Below are 16,089 nucleotides of genomic sequence, written 5' to 3' on the forward strand. Positions count from 1 at the left end.
GAGTTTTCAAAACGGGTTTTAAGTAAAAAAGCGTATTTTCGCGCAAGATTATCAGAGATATGCCACAAGCTAGCAAGCCGAATTTTGAAGCCGCCAAGAAAATCTTAACGGCTTATCTGGAAAATAAAGGACTTCGTAAAACCCCCGAAAGGTTTGCGATATTGGAAGAAATCTACACCAGGGAGGACCATTTTGATGTGGATGAACTGTACATCAGCATGAAAAACAAGCGTTACCGCGTGAGCCGTGCTACGGTGTACAACACGCTGGACGTGCTGGTGGATTGCGACCTGGTGACCAAGCATCAGTTTGGTAAAAACCTGGCGCAGTTTGAAAAGTCGTACGGAAACAAGCAGCACGACCACCTTATCTGTACCGATTGTCATAAGGTGATGGAGTTTTGCGACCCGCGTATACAAAGTATTCAGAATATGGTTGGTGAAATGCTGAATTTCAGTGTACTGCATCACTCCCTGATATTTTACGGAAACTGTAACAAAGAGAACTGCCAGAACCGCAACGAAGCTCCCAAAGAAGCATCCGCCGTTTACGAAGACAGATAATGCAATTAAAAGCAGGCCGGCATTATCTGGTCCTGCACTCACCATTTTTTCAGTAATCAAAAATTTTAATGAAAGTTGACGTATTGCTTGGTCTTCAATGGGGAGACGAGGGTAAAGGAAAAATCGTGGACGTTCTTGCGCCCCGCTATCAGGTTGTAGGACGGTTCCAGGGAGGCCCCAATGCAGGGCATACACTGGAATTTGACGGTATCAAGCACGTTTTACACCAGATACCCTCCGGGATTTTCAGAAGCGATATCCAGAACGTGATCGGAAACGGCGTTGTGCTGGACCCAATCGTTTTTAAAAAAGAAATAGACAATCTTGGCCCATATAACCTGGACCTTGTTGCCAACCTGTTCATTTCCAAGAAAGCCTCACTGATCGTGCCTACCCATTCTTTGCTGGATGCGGCTTACGAGCGTTCTAAAGGAGAAGCCAAAATCGGATCGACCCTGCGTGGTATCGGTCCGGCTTACCAGGACAAAATAGCACGTCTGGGCCTCAGGGTAGGGGATATACTTTCACCACGTTTTGCCGACAAATACAAAAAGCTGGTAGATGCGCATAAGGTAATCCTTGACTTCTACGCTTTTGACTATTCAGAGCTGCTTGCGCCGGCAGAGGAGAAGTTTTTTGCAGCAGTGGAATTCATGAAGCAGTTTACCCTGGCAAATAGTGAATACCTGATCAATGAATCGCTGGATGCCGGAAAATCGGTATTGGCGGAAGGTGCGCAGGGATCGCTGCTGGATGTTGATTTCGGTTCATATCCGTTTGTGACCAGCTCTACAACCATGGCAGCCGGTGCCTGCACAGGACTGGGGATTTCTCCCAGCCAGATCGGTGAAGTATTCGGGATATTCAAGGCTTACTGCACCCGGGTTGGAAGCGGACCATTCCCTACTGAGCTGCTGGATGCTACCGGTGAGGAAATGCGCAAAGAAGGTCGTGAGTTTGGTGCCACAACTGGCCGGCCCCGCCGCTGCGGTTGGCTCGACCTGCCTGCATTGAAGTATGCGATCATGATCAATGGTGTGACGCAGCTTATTATGATGAAAGTCGATGTACTTACCATTTTTGATACAATCAAGGTTTGTACGCATTATCGCCTTGCTGACGGCACTTTGACAACCCAGCTTCCTTATGACCTTTGTGACGAAACCGTAGAGCCGGTTTACAAAGAATTTTCAGGATGGAAAACGTCACTCGACGGCATTTATGACTTTGATGCTATTCCTGAACAACTGCTTGCTTACGTGAAATTTCTGGAAGAAGAATTGAACCTGCCGATTACCTATATTTCTACGGGGCCGGACCGTGAGGCACTGATCAGCCGGGAGGCGTCAGCTGCTGAGGCATAATTATAAAACGAAAATGATGCTCGTCACCCTGAACGTACATACGCTCAGGGTGACTTTGTTTTACAGCCGTACCTACGACAGCAGGTTCAGCACATCGTCACGTGTCAGCGACTTGATAAAACCTTCTTCATTGGATATCAGCTCATTGGCAAGCTGCTTCTTGGTGTGCTGCAAAGCCAGGATTTTTTCTTCAACCGTGTTTTTGGTGATGAACTTGTAGGTAAACACAGTACGGTCCTGCCCAATGCGATGAGCCCGGTCAACCGCTTGTGCTTCTATGGCCGGATTCCACCAGGGATCAAGGATAAACACATAGTCGGCAGCGGTAAGGTTGAGCCCCAGCCCACCGGCTTTCAGTGAAATGAGGAAAAGCTTGATTTTTGGATTTTGCTGAAAATGCTCCACCTGCTCCTGCCGGTCCCGCGTGGAGCCATCAAGATAGGCGTAAGAAATCCCTTTTTCATCCAGGTACGCCCTGAATAGATCCAGATGCCGGATGTACTGACTGAAAATCAGAATTTTATGATTTTCACCGATTGCAGTCTGCATTTTATGGATCACATCCTCGAACTTGCCGGAGCCGAATGCATACCCGGAGTCCACCATCACAGGATGATTGGCAAGCTGGCGCAGGCGCGTCAAACCTTGCAGGACAACCAGTTGCGACTTGGAAATCCCTTCACTATCAATGCTCTGAAGGATCATGTTGCGGTAATAAGCTTTGGCTTCCTCATAAGCCTTTTCCTGCTCCTCGGACATGTCACAGTACTGTACACTTTCCACTTTTTCAGGAAGGTCGGTCGCTACCTGTGATTTTAATCTTCTGAGAATAAAGGGTTTGATCAGGTTGTACAGCTTTTTGGTCTTTTCCTCATCATTTCTTTTCTCGATAGGTACCTGAAATTCGTCCCGGAAAAATGACTGGCTGCCCAGCAACCCGGGATTGATAAATGACATTTGCGACCAGAGGTCGAGGGTGCTGTTTTCCACCGGCGTACCCGTCAGGATCAGCCGGAAGGCGGAGTTCAGGTTTTTGACAGCCTTCGTAATGATGGAAGCCGGATTTTTGATCGCCTGCGACTCGTCCAGAATAACATAGTTGAAGCGATAAGTTCTCAGAAGGTCTATATCCAGGCGTACAATGCCGTAAGATGTCAGGATAAGATCATAATCGTTGAAGAGCGCAGTATCTTTTTCGCGGTTGGTTCCGGTGTAAATCAGCAGCTTCAACTCAGGCGTGAATCGTTTTGCTTCAAGCTGCCAGTTGTAAAGCAGGGAAGTAGGCATAATCAGCAGGGAAGGCTCCAATGTACCAGCCTCTTTCTGCGATTGGAGGAGGGCCAGTGTTTGTACGGTTTTTCCCAATCCCATATCATCGGCAAGGCACCCGCCAAAACGATAATGCTTTAAAAACTGCATCCAGTCATACCCGGCTTTCTGGTACGGCCGCAATGCTCCCTGGAAGCCTAGGGGAGGATTACTGGGTTCAATGTGATTGAAATCACGGAGGTTTTCGAGTTTTCTGCTGATAATGGCAGTTGCAAGATTTTCTTCTTTAAGCTCCTGTACCAATGCAAGATGATGCATGTTGAGCCGGAGCTGGTCGGCTTCACCGGATTGCTCGGTAAATGAGAAGAACTCAGAGTACTTGGTAAACCACCAGTCGGGTATGACGGCAATTTCTCCATTTGGTAACAAAAACTCCTTTTTACGACCGAGAATATAGTTTTTAAGCTGGATAAAAGGAATCTCAAATTCACCGAAACGAACTTTGGCATTGATATCAAACCAGTCACGGCCCTCCTGAATAGAAATATCCAGCGACGAGTATCCCAGGAAGTAGCGTTTGCTGTCGGAAGTGTTTTGCCGGACAAAAATCCCGTTTTGCGCAAGTGTATTGGCATTGCTCTGCAGCCAGCCAAATGCATGTGCCTTGGGCATGCGGATCGTTCCGTCCCGCATATTCAGCCCCCAGTCTTTGAGCCGGGTGACATTCAGCCGCTCGGTTTCTATGTCGCGCTGTATTTTATTAAAAAAATAGTCATTTCCCTTCTTCTCCATCTGCACGCTGGCGGGGTGTGCAAAGCTGTCGTAGTGAAACGAAAAATTGGCGTACTGAAAAGAAAGGTCAAAGGAGAGATCAACGTCTTCATCCTCACCCTCATCCGAATGATCGTCAGCGCCGGCCAGGATGAGAGGGGGCTTTTCGGCATATTCCGAAATGGTAAGGACCGTTTTGGGAGACGATGAGACATTGCGTATCTCGAAACCACGCGCTACCACGTCGTAGGAGGCAATCAGCGGGGCCACAAACCTGCCATAATACTGCTCCTCAACCTGCCCGGGGATGGCTATATATTTTTTTGCCAAAAAAGGCTTGATCTTTTTGCCGTCCACATTGCCTTCGAACTGATACAAATGCCCTTCCACGAGCAGCCATGCAGGCTCTTCGCAAACCAGGAATGCATTTTTGTATTGGAAATCAAGCTTTTGGTAGCGATGCCGGATGGTGGGAAAATAGTGCGTATTGTCTGCATTCCGGATAAAATGAAAGCGGATTGTTGCTTTCTCATCTTCCAGCATCACCTCTTTCCATAGCGGATTTCCATCGCTGCCCATGATAAAAAGGTGCTTTCCCCTGAGTTTTTCCAGGATGCGTGCCTTGCAATTTTCGAGGTACCCCGCAATGGCTTCCTGAATCGCCTTATCCCCTTTTTGAGAATCATATACTTTCAGAAAGAAATCGACAGCACTCCATTTTTTGGTATTAAACTTCCGGAGCACGGTATCCTGCTGAATGTCGTCAATCAGTTTTACCAGTTCAAAGTCAGCAGTATCCAGACCGGCCCGGAACTCCCTGACGTTTTTGGAGGAAATATTCTGCACCTGAAAACTGAATGCTCCCTGACCATTCAGCTGAACCACAAAGGACTCGAAGATATAGCCCAGGTACTCATGGTTCAGGATGGTATAAATGATCTTAAAAGGCTCTGAGGGAGATACTTTCATTTCGCAGGGGCCGGGATGTAGAGTGTGATTGTGATCAAAAGTACCAGCAGCTTTTGCTTTTTCACCGGTACGAAAACTTCAAATATAGGCTAAACAAGAGCAATAAAAAAGTCTCCGGGGATATGCCGGAGACTTGAATACTGGTTGGTCTGATGCAGGATCAGGCTGTGATTTCCTCTTCGAGTTGGGATGCATTCAGTTGCAGTACCTCGGTGGTGCGTGCCCTGGTTTTTGCAGCCAGTTCTCCATCTTTTGCAAGCGATTTTCCGTAAGATGGGATGATCTCTCTGAATTGTTCCTGCCATTCTTTGGACTTGGCTTCCCTGAAGCATCGGTTGATCAGATCGAGCATAATGGAAACGGATGTAGACGCACCCGGGGAAGCTCCCAGCAATGCAGCCAGCGAGCCGTCAGCCGCAGTCACCATTTCGGTACCGAATTCAAGTACACCTCCTACTTTCTTATCTTTTTTGATAACCTGCACACGCTGTCCGGCAGTTTCAAGGGTCCAGTCTTCGAGCTTCGCATCGGGCAGGTAATCCTTCAATGCATCCAGGCGGTCTTCGGGAGACTGACGTACCTGGTCGATCAGGTACTTGGTCAATGGAATATTATGGATCCCGGCGGCCAGCATCGGGCGAATATTGTTGAGCTTAATGGAAAGCGGGAGATCCATGTACGAACCATTTTTCAGGAACTTCGTTGAAAAACCTGCATATGGTCCGAACAAAAGGGCTTTCTGTCCATTAATCATGCGTGTATCCAGGTGGGGTACAGACATAGGCGGTGATCCCACAGATGCTTTTCCATACACCTTTGCCTGATGGCGTTCGATGATTTCGGGCTTGTTGCAAACCAGCCATTGTCCGCTCACCGGAAATCCGCCAAATCCTTTTCCTTCCGGAATGCCCGATTTTTCGAGTAAAGGCAGAGAGCCGCCTCCTGCTCCGATGAATACAAACTTTGTGCGGATTTTCTGTGACTTTCTGGTCGCCCGGTCTTTCACTTCAATGCCCCACTCACCAGTTTTCAGCTGGTCAATATCATCTACCTCGTGATTGAGGTACAACGCTACACCGTTTTGTTTTTCAAGATAGTCGAACATGAATTTGGTTAAAGCACCAAAGTTAACGTCTGTACCAAGGTCCATACGCGTCGCAGCTACTTTCTCCTGCGCATCACGGCCTTCCATCACGATGGGCACCCAGCTGGAAATTTCGTTTTTGTCCTCGCTGTACTCCATTCCTTTGAAAAGGTGGTGTTTTGTCAGTGCAGCATGCCTTTTACGCAGGTAGTTTACATTTTCTTCACCCCACACGAAACTCATGTGCGGGATTTTGTTGATAAAGCTTTCAGGTGTGTCGATCACGCCATTTTCAACGAGGTACGCCCAGAATTCTTTCGAGACTTCGAAGGATTCGGCGATTTTAACAGCCTTTTTGGTTTCGACAGAACCATCGGGAAGCTCGGGTGTGTAGTTCAGTTCGCAAAATGCAGAGTGCCCTGTGCCGGCATTGTTCCAGGGATCAGAGCTCTCGGCGGTAACCCTGTCGAGACGCTCGTAAATGGAAATGGTAATAGCAGGATTGAGTTTTTTCAGCAGCACACCCAGCGTTGCACTCATGATACCGGCTCCGATCAAAACTACATCGGGGGAGGTCGTTTTTGAAGACTTTTTGGTATTCATCAGAGAAAAAGTAGTATGTTATGGAGCTAGTAAAGCTCGGAAAAGTACAATAAACAATTGCTTAACAAAGAGTCTGACACAATTTGTTTCGAAAATAGTATAATTTCAAAAATAAAATTAACTCGCCTTACAAGTTCTTAACAAGGGTCAACTAAAACGTAGATCATTGCAACGAATCCGGTACCAAGCCGAAACATGCTACAAAAAAAATGCCACTCCGGTGAGGGAGTGGCATCTGGTGTATTATAATATTCTCAGATGCTTAATACTTAACACCTTTGATAAAGTCTTTCTCTTTAACTCCCAAAGCTTTAACAACCGCATTATAGTCTTTGAAATCAACACTTGAATTCAATCGGCCATATTGGGTAGTAGGAACCAGGATAATCCTGATAGATTCAAATTTACGTTCGGGAGCAACATCAGTCTGCTCTGACCAGCTTGTCGGGAATATCTTTACGAAAAATGTCCGACCGTTGAGAAGCGCATGTCTAAAGTTAAATGTCGATGACTGATCTCCAAAAGCAACACTCCCGGGAATATTATACCACCAGCCATTACTTTTGATGTAAACAAACACACCGCATGTGCTGAAGAACGCTGTATCTTGTGATGCAGCTACACCGAATGAATATCCTCCTGCATCTGAAAGTACACTGTCAGTTGTAATCACCTTAGCGCCTAATGCATCTTTTCCCGCTACACCGGTATCTCCTTTTGCGCCGGCTGCACCTGCGGGTCCTGCGGGTCCAGCTGGACCTACATCACCTTTGTCACCATCGCAACCCAGCGATACGGCAGCCAGACCTATCCATGCGATCAAAATTAGCTGTTTAATCATCTTAACGTGTTGTTTGAGTTTGTAGCAATTACTGTTTCGGACAAATATACTGATCTAAAACTCACAAAAAATCGTGCCCTGGCTATTTTAAAGCATATATTTATAAACAGACAGGAATTTTAATGTTACAATTCTATGATTTGATGCATTTTTGTACAACCTCATTACTCAATCTTCAACTGTCATTTTGGACATTGCATTAAAAACCAGTCGGCGCAATGCACACAATGGTAGAATTATTTGTGTATCATAAATAAATTTATTTTCGTTACTAATCCAATAATTAAGTCAATATACACTATAATAACCAGGTTTATGAAAGTAAAAAACTTTACATCATTTTTCAGTCTTGTTGTACTCGCATTCATTTTCACGGCTGCCAACGTCAACGCTCAATGGAGCGGTTCTTACGGTAACGAGTGGCTGGCGGGCAAGTATGGGCAAAGTTGGGTGCGTATCGGAGTTAATGCAACCGGCATTCATCGTATTCCAATCAGCTCATTGCCGTCGGCATTTCAAAATGCCGATAAAACGAAGCTTCAACTATGGAGGCGGGGAGTCCAGGTAAGCATTATCAAAGCGGATGCCACTGAGATCCTGTTTTATGCAGTACCTAATGACGGTGCGTCGGATCAACAGCTTTACCGGTTGCCGACTTCCAGGAAAAATCCGTATTTCAGCTTATACTCTAACGAAAGTGCATATTTCCTGACCATAGGAACCACAAATGGTGCAAGGGCAGCTGTTGAAAATACTCCTGTTGATGGTAGCATTACTCCGCTGGCATCTCATGTCAGGACGGAATTGAAAACCTATCAGAATGAGTTTACGCATACGACGCTATATTCTTTAAGGCCATCTACGCTAAATAGTTATTTTGAAGAGGGTAAAACTGGTACAGGAAGCCGCATTCCAATCTCCAATGCATTATCTACTATCTATACCAGCAATCCCAAGTCAATAAATTATACAAACAGCTACGTTCCTGAGCCTTTTTCATACCAGATAAAGGTGCCGGCAGAAGATGCGCAGCCGAATGTAAAAATTATGTTGAGCGGCCGTTATGGTAATCCGAAAGTTGATGTGTTTGCCGGGAAAAATGCCAATACCTTACGTCTTGCATCAACTGTTTATACGTCGGATTTTAATCCGTATGAGCTCTCATTTGACTTGCTGCCGGAAGACTATGATGCCACTGGCAATGGAACGCTGGGCTTTCAGTCAACAGTTAATCTTAACTACTTTTCGGTAACCTATTTTACAGTTACTTACGACCAGTTAATTGACATGCAGGGATTGGGCACGTACGAATTCAATTTTCCTGCTGCGGCCTCAGGGTCCAAATCAAGGATGACCATTGCAAATCCGGCTGCAAATACCAAGTTTTACGATATTTCAAATGTAAATCAGCCCAGGATAATTTCAGGTAATGCAGCTGATCTGATGGTTACGCGTAATGGATCAGCTTTGAAACTGCTGGCAACAAACCAGCAAGTAGAGGTATTGCCTGCCAAGATTTCGACGATCACATTTCCTCAATACAATCCTGCAAATACGGACTACCTGATCGTTACAAATCAGACACTTGAATCGTCTGCTGCTGCATTTGCAACTTACAGGCAAACTACTACGCCCGGACGGAAGTTTAAGCCTGCCGTAATGAAGATCAAAGATGTATATAACGTTTTTAACTATGGTGAACCCAGCCCCGTAGCAATCAGGCACATGGTTGACTATATGATTTCTGATGGGAATAAGGATAAGTACCTGCTTATTTTAGGTAAATCTGTTACGCGTCCTGACCGTGTTACCAAGGAGCTGCCAGATGAAGTTCCTACTGTCGGTTTTCCGGGTTCAGACGTACTGCTGACAGACGGGTTGCAGGGAACTCCGGAAGATGTGCCTGCTATACCTGTCGGAAGGATATCCGCTACGGCTAATCAGCAGGTGCTCGACTACCTTGCCAAAATTTCCACTTATGAGAGTCAAAAAGACTTGTCATGGCGTAAAAACGTGATGCACATGAGCGGAGGTAAAGACCAGTCTGAGATTAATCAATTCTCAGGTTATCTGGCAACTATAGGTGGAAATGTAACTGGCGCGCCTTTTTCAGGTACGGTTATACAAAAGATCAAGACAATTGCTGAGGACGTTCAGGAACAGATTACAATCGCTCCGGAACTCAATGGTACGGGTGCAACAATCAAAGGTTTGGGAATGGTCAGTTACTTTGGACATGGTTCAACTTATCGGACTGACTTAAATGCTGGTTATGCAACTGACCCTGCGAAAGGATATAATAACACTAACAAATACCCAGTCTTGTTTTATAATGGATGTGGTGTCGGCAATGTGTTCAGTAATTTGTTTGATCCAACCGTGAATGCAGCTACATCCCGCCCTATGTCACTCGACTGGCTTCTTGCTCCGGCCAAGGGTGCTATTGTAGTTTTTGGAAATGACTGGGATGCTTATGCAAGTACTTCCAATGAATATCTCGACAGATTATATCCTTTGCTTTTTACTTCGGATGATAAACGCTTATCGATCGGTCAGATTCTGCAAAATGTAGCTGCTCAGACAAAAGCGGCAAAGGGTTACACCTACAATGCAGATCAGAATTCACGTGTTGCCGGTTACTATGATGCCGATCGAGCCAATATTCACCAGGTACTTCTTCAAGGTGATCCTGCCTTGAAAGTATTGCTGACTGAAAGTGCGCTGCCTGTCAATTTCATTTCTTTTGATGCGAAAGTTACTTCGCCATCGCAGGTTACGCTTACCTGGAAAACAGCATCTGAGCGTAACAACAGCCATTTCATTGTGGAAAAAAGTTATAATGCACGCAACTTTGAGGCTATCGGGCGTGTAGAGGGTAAAGGTGACTCAGAAAGTGAGGCTACTTACAACTTCATAGACACGCATCCGCTGGCAGGTACCAGCTATTACCGGTTGACGCAGGTAGATGTCGAAACCATTGAAAATGGAGTTAAAGTTCAGGATCAGAATATTTACTCTAAACTCGCTTCCGTGTCAAGAGATAACTTTGATCGCCTGGTCGTATCTCCTAATCCATCTGCTGACATTGCAGAAATTAAGCTTGATGCACCTGTGAGTATAAAAAGCTGGAACCTGTTTGACATCAATGGACGGATGATTAAAAAGCAGCAAACAGGAAGCAAAATCAACTTGTCAGGTTTGCAGGCTGGTGACTATATTATTAAGATTACTACTTTGAATGGAGATGTTTATACCAGAAAAATAGTAAAACTCTAATCTTATACGTTTTATTAAGGCATGGGCAACACACAGTCCATGCCTTACTTTTATATATATGAGCCTATTTATCCGCAAAATCTTTGCTTTAATCCTGCTGACACTTCTAGGTCAGGCATTCTCACCCGCATTTGGCCAATGGGGAGCACCTTATTCCAACAGCTGGATAAAATATGATCAGCCCTACGTCAGGATTGGCATTACAAAAAAGGGTGTTCAGAAAGTAGCCTTCGCGTCTCTTCCTGCAACATTTCCGACTTCAACGCCTGACAATTTACAGCTGTGGCATCGTGGCAGGCAGGTGGCAATTCTTAGTACTTCCAATAATGAGATCGTGTTCTATGCGGTTCCAAATGACGGAGCTACTGACTCTTTGCTTTACAGGCCCATGAGTTCCAGGTTAAATCCATACACAAGTATTTACTCCGATGAAAGTGCGTATTTTCTCACCGTTGGAAAAGAAAAGGGATTACGCGCCCAAGTTGTAAACGAACCGGCTAATTCCGGAATTACTCCAACGGTTTTCCATAAACAAACAGATGTAAAGGCATTCTCGCAGGAATACTCATTAAGTACATTGATCAGTATCAGGGCCGATTTTTTCAATAGCTATTTTGAAAAAGGGGCTAGCAAAACAGGTGTGACATCAGTGGGAGATTCACTTTCCACTTATCCGATTGAGCTTAAAAACCGCTCATTGGCGATAGATGAAAAGCCCGTGGTGAAATTTATGTTGCATGGACGAAGTAACAGTGCAAAGACCATCAGCGTATACGTAGGTAAGAATACCGAATCACTCAGAAAAATCACTGATATTCCAAGTATTGGGTTTGTTGCTGCGCTACATACCTTTTCTCTGGAACCCGCAGATACGGATGCAAATGGAAAGGGAATCCTGGCATTCAGGTCGACCAGCTCTGATACGCAGACTCGCAACAGGTTTTCACTCGCATATTACACTGTTTCCTACCCGCAGGAGCTGAATATGACAAATGCGAAAACCTACCAGTTCAATTTAGAAGCGGCCAATGCGGCCACCTCCCGACTTAGTATTTCAAATGCTCCTTCGGACATTACATTCTATGATATTACTGACAATCACCTGCCAAAAATTATCAGGGGAAGCAGCAGCAATCTGATGGTTCCACGCACATTAGGTAAGGCACTTACACTGTTGGGAACATCCGAAACAGCAACAGTAGCAGCTTCCAAAATCAGTATGATGGATTTTACTGCACTTGATCCGAAAGCATACAACTATATCATCCTTACCACTGAGAATCTGGATGCCGGAGCAAAACAATATGCGGCATACCGTTCCAGTAAGCCGGGAGGGGGATACAAGGTATTGGTCATGAAAATTCATGACGTTTATAACGAATTCAACTATGGAGAGCCAAGTCCGGTAGGCGTGAGACGCTTTGTAGATTACATGTTATCGGATAAAAACAGGGATAAATATCTGTTTCTGCTTGGCAAGTCAATCACTTTTAATGAACGTATGATCCGCGAACTTCCAAACGAAGTACCATCCATTGGATTTCCGGGTTCTGATCTGCTTTTGGTAGAAGGTCTGGCAGGTGCTCCCCAGGATGTTCCTGCACTTCCTCTTGGCCGGTTGTCGGCTTTAAATAACCAGCATGTAGCCGATTATCTTGCCAAGGTAATCGACTATGAGTCCAACGTAAGTAATGAATTTGGATGGCAAAAGAAGGTACTGCATCTCAATGGTGGTAAAAGTTCCGATGAGATCAATCAGCTAAAAAACATTCTTGCAAACCTTGTACCTAAAGTTGAAAATGGCGCTATTGGTGGCAAGGTTACCTCTTTTGTTAAACAACAAGGAATTGCAGAAGTTGAAAAAGTAAATATTACCCCCGAGGTCAATGCAGGTATCGGATTGCTCACCTATTTCGGGCACGGCTCAACAACCTCGACAGATCTTGATTTCGGTTATATCACTGACGCGGCCAAAGGGTATAACAATGCGGGTAAATATCCGCTGATGTACTTCAATGGGTGCGGCGTAGGAAATATTTTCAGTGGCAGATTTAATACAAATCCATCTTCGGGTGACCGCATTGCTCTTTCTCTGGACTGGATTTTAGCGCCGGATAAAGGTTCAGTAGCGATTATTGCCAACACTTTTGACACTTATGTGTCCTCTACAAGCAGGTACCTGACGCAGCTTTATACTGCTCTGTTTACCGAAGACAGCCTGGCTGCATTGTCTATTGGCAAGATCCAGGCAGAAGTCACACGACGGGTATTAGGTGCCGGTGCCAATTACTTTGATGTTACAAACGCTCACCAGGCATTGCTTCAGGGGGATCCTGCATTGCATATGATCTACGTTGCTAAACCTGACTATGCCATGGATCCGAACACTGGGATCATGCTTTATGGAGAAGCTGGTAAGACCATTGGTAATTCGGCTAACCTTCGCACTGGACTCATCATCAGCAACAAGGGCAGGTATAATGCGGATCAAAAAATTCCACTTGAAGTGAGATACCATTATCAGGATGGTTCTGAAAAGGTAGTTTCTCAGCTTATTAATGCCATTTCTTACCAGGACACTGTGTTCATCACAGTACCAAACAAGCAGAATCTCGAAAGCATCGTAGCAAAAATTGACCCTGCTGCTACATTATCCGAATCAAATATAAGTAACAATGTCACAGAGCTTATTGTCGACTGGAATGTGGCAGCCGCTCAAAGAATTTATCCGACAGAGCAGGTAAAGGACGTTGTTCCACCAGTATTGAATGTCAGGTTTAATGGAAGGCAAATCGAAAACGATGAGGCTGTAAAGCCGTCACCAGAAATCACTTTTCTCCTTACAGATGATCGCCTCATGTCTGCTGACACATCGCTGCTTGACGTGTTTGTAAAACCATGCGGAGATGGCACTTGTGATTTTGTAAAAATCAGTTTTGCGGACCCTAAACTTACTATACAACAAAGTTCCGACCGGGCAGTAACCGTAAAATATAATTCAGATCTTGCTGCAAATGGTGAATATGAATTGCTGGTAATCGCGCAGGACAAATCAGGCAATACTGCCGCAGATAATTACAGGATCAAGTTTCGGATAGGTGATAGTACAGCAGTAACAGCCAAAATAGTAGCAAGCCCCAACCCGGCTTCAAGTTATGTTAAGTTCAGGCTTGATGGGTATGATGTCAGTCGTGTTACCACACTTGAATATACCGTTTTTGATTTACGCGGCGTAGTTCAAACCAGTAAATCAGTAAACGTATCAGCTTCGGGTATAACAGAATGGTACTGGCAACCACAAAATGCGGCAGGCACTTACATCTATCAAATTGTTTTAAAAACAAATGATAATACCCGGGAAAAGCTTGCAGGGAGAATACAACTGATCCGCTAACTTTTTGCCGTATGCAGCCAGCTTAACCAGCAGGCGAGTGACACGATGCGTGTAATGTGAAACATACTGCGATTATACTCGTGCATGGCTAGCCCATCACGTTTCAAAAACCGGAATGTTTCCTCAAATGCCTTTGGATCTATGTAAGTCCATATTTCCGAATTATCATGCAGGAAATCATAAGCCTGATCATAAAGCCTCAGTGTAGCATCTCTGCCATATGTACCAATCGTAGCCTTTTGGCTTCGGTTACGAACACTTTCCGGTAGCGTATTTTTCATGGCATTCCGGAAATGGCCTCTTCCTCGACCATCACCAAACTTAATTTCTGCTGGTATGGCAAGGCACAACTCGAATAATGCTTTGTCAAAAAAGGGAGATGCATTTCTAAGTCCGTAATAATTACCTAGTGCAAATTTTTCTTCATTCAGCAGAATAGTATGCTGGTTGAAGATATTTTCGATATCCTGATGATACTCGTCAGGCAAATCACCTCTCAGACTCGCGACGAAACTGCGTTTGTGTTCAACTGGCTGATTCAGTAAAGCTCTGAAGTCATCTTTAAGAAGAGAAGCTGGCAGAATTGATCTCTTTTGAAACTTCTTCAACATCCCCGATGCTGATCGTTGAAACATATAACCCAACGAAATATTAAAATTCCCGGACAATTCCCGATATAAATGATAAAGTTTTACCAAGTCTATGGAGTGGCTTGCTGAGGAGAGGCGATTATAAAGAAAGTTTTGTTGAACAATAGACTCTTTTGCCGCAACAGACATTTGCTCCCATCCACTATAATGATCTGCATACGAGAATGCCGACACCCGTTTTCTTAGAAGTTCTTTCAGCAGCGGCCAATTTTTTTCCTTAAAGGCTTTATCAACAGACTCAAGTCCGCTTCCTACGATAGAATCGCCACCACTGCCGTTGAGAAGTACGTTGCACCCGAGTTTACTGGCGAGCTGCATTAAGGCGCCCTGAGATGTTGGAGGTACAATTCCCATCTGCGGTTGACCACATGCAATCGTATATTTCTGGATAAGAGCTAATTCATTATTTTCCTGCTGAACTTCATGATGGATGGATCCGATCGAGTCGGCTACGGTTTTCGCATACAGATGATCATCGTCAGAATAGTAGCGAGTACTGTAGTAAAGTGTGTGCAGAGGCCGCTGAGGATGAATTTTCTTAACTAAGCTGGCAACGGACGACGAGTCCAAACCGCCACTGAGGTGAGCACCTAAAAGTGCATCTTCATCTATGTGACGACTGACAGATGCGCTTAGTAAATGGCTAAAAGCACTTCCATAATCATCTTGCGAAACGTCACCAACCCAATCTGAAATAACGAGCTTTGTATTTGGTTTTTGGTCAGATTGTTCAGTAGACAGATCCAGAACGTGACCGGGCAGAACAGCCTTAATATGATCAAAGAAAGTATTTTCACTGTAATCCGTATGGTGGTCTGCACGAAATGTAACAAACGAGGCCAAACGTCTTATATCAATTGAAAGATGCCTTTTGCTGACAAGAGGCATTGATATAAGTGAAGTAATACTGCTGGAAAAAGCTACAAACTGGCCTGGTTCATGAATGAAAAAGCAGGGGATCGCCCCAAATAAATCCCGTGAGATAGTTAATCTTTGTTCAGGCTCGGAGTACCAAACCTTCAATCTGCCGGAATTATCTTCATCAGATATAAACTCATCATGTGTAAAAAAAGAAGTCCGACTTTCAGGTTTTAAATCACCTAAAAATCGGACTATATTCTTTTGAACTTCAATTCCGATGTAGAACTGAGATTTTGCCTTCCTTCTGAAAGAACCTTGAACTTTTACAAATCCATTTTCCCAGCAGATAGTATTATCATTTACTTCATTGGTATTCCAAAAAGAACGAAGTGGTTTAAATCCAATTACACCTTCTACGTTAACCAACGATGTAAGTTATTAAAA

The 16,089-nt window shown here is 44.7% G+C and carries 8 protein-coding genes; 4 read left to right on the forward strand and 4 right to left on the reverse strand.

Features of this window, described 5'->3' with window-relative positions; all coding sequences use genetic code 11:
* Positions 1 to 59 precede the first annotated feature (59 nt).
* Together HWI92_RS22485 and HWI92_RS22490 are read left to right on the forward strand one after the other, a co-directional pair.
* A complete protein-coding gene (locus tag HWI92_RS22485; protein WP_204659490.1) occupies positions 60 to 563 on the forward strand; it encodes a Fur family transcriptional regulator in 504 nt (167 codons plus the stop codon).
* A gap of 68 nt (positions 564 to 631) precedes the next feature.
* Positions 632 to 1,927 carry an adenylosuccinate synthase gene (locus HWI92_RS22490; RefSeq protein WP_204659492.1) on the forward strand — a complete coding sequence of 432 codons (1,296 nt, stop codon included), beginning with the start codon at positions 632 to 634 and terminating at the stop codon, positions 1,925 to 1,927.
* Between the two features lie 72 nt (positions 1,928 to 1,999).
* Here HWI92_RS22490 and HWI92_RS22495 read toward each other — a convergent pair whose 3' ends face one another.
* From HWI92_RS22495 to HWI92_RS22505, 3 genes are all read right to left on the reverse strand, one after another.
* Positions 2,000 to 4,936 (reverse strand): DEAD/DEAH box helicase, encoded by a 2,937-nt coding sequence (locus tag HWI92_RS22495; RefSeq protein ID WP_204659494.1) that lies wholly within the window; start codon positions 4,934 to 4,936, stop codon positions 2,000 to 2,002.
* 160 nt (positions 4,937 to 5,096) lie between these two features.
* Entirely contained in the window at positions 5,097 to 6,623 is a 1,527-nt protein-coding gene (locus HWI92_RS22500; protein WP_204659497.1) for a malate:quinone oxidoreductase, read from the reverse strand.
* A 262-nt stretch (positions 6,624 to 6,885) separates the two neighbouring features.
* Positions 6,886 to 7,464, reverse strand: coding sequence for an RNA-binding protein (locus HWI92_RS22505; RefSeq protein ID WP_204659499.1), 579 nt, complete (start codon positions 7,462 to 7,464; stop codon positions 6,886 to 6,888).
* A gap of 315 nt (positions 7,465 to 7,779) precedes the next feature.
* On the opposite strand from HWI92_RS22505, the gene porU2 (HWI92_RS22510) reads away from it, so the two are divergent.
* Complete coding sequence (gene porU2, locus HWI92_RS22510; RefSeq protein ID WP_204659501.1) at positions 7,780 to 10,740, forward strand: putative type IX secretion system sortase PorU2; 2,961 nt, start codon at positions 7,780 to 7,782, stop codon at positions 10,738 to 10,740.
* A gap of 58 nt (positions 10,741 to 10,798) precedes the next feature.
* Positions 10,799 to 14,134: a putative type IX secretion system sortase PorU2 gene (porU2, locus tag HWI92_RS22515; RefSeq protein ID WP_204659503.1), complete on the forward strand. Its 3,336-nt coding sequence runs from the start codon at positions 10,799 to 10,801 to the stop codon at positions 14,132 to 14,134.
* Here the strand turns inward: porU2 (HWI92_RS22515) and HWI92_RS22520 are convergent.
* On the reverse strand, positions 14,131 to 16,071 hold the full coding sequence (locus tag HWI92_RS22520) for an asparagine synthase-related protein (RefSeq protein WP_204659505.1): 1,941 nt from the start codon (positions 16,069 to 16,071) through the stop codon (positions 14,131 to 14,133). The genes porU2 (HWI92_RS22515) and HWI92_RS22520 overlap by 4 nt on opposite strands.
* Positions 16,072 to 16,089 lie beyond the last annotated feature (18 nt).

The sequence above is a fragment of the Dyadobacter sandarakinus genome (assembly GCF_016894445.1).
Taxonomy (GTDB): Bacteria; Bacteroidota; Bacteroidia; order Cytophagales; family Spirosomataceae; genus Dyadobacter; species Dyadobacter sandarakinus.

Coding starts and splice junctions, on each gene's coding strand:
- porU2 (WP_204659503.1), top strand. CDS start 10,799: ATGAGCCTATTTATCCGCAAAATCTTTGCTTTAATCCTGCTGACACTT.
- porU2 (WP_204659501.1), top strand. CDS start 7,780: ATGAAAGTAAAAAACTTTACATCATTTTTCAGTCTTGTTGTACTCGCA.
- HWI92_RS22495 (WP_204659494.1), bottom strand. CDS start 4,936: ATGAAAGTATCTCCCTCAGAGCCTTTTAAGATCATTTATACCATCCTG.
- HWI92_RS22485 (WP_204659490.1), top strand. CDS start 60: ATGCCACAAGCTAGCAAGCCGAATTTTGAAGCCGCCAAGAAAATCTTA.
- HWI92_RS22500 (WP_204659497.1), bottom strand. CDS start 6,623: ATGAATACCAAAAAGTCTTCAAAAACGACCTCCCCCGATGTAGTTTTG.
- HWI92_RS22490 (WP_204659492.1), top strand. CDS start 632: ATGAAAGTTGACGTATTGCTTGGTCTTCAATGGGGAGACGAGGGTAAA.
- HWI92_RS22505 (WP_204659499.1), bottom strand. CDS start 7,464: ATGATTAAACAGCTAATTTTGATCGCATGGATAGGTCTGGCTGCCGTA.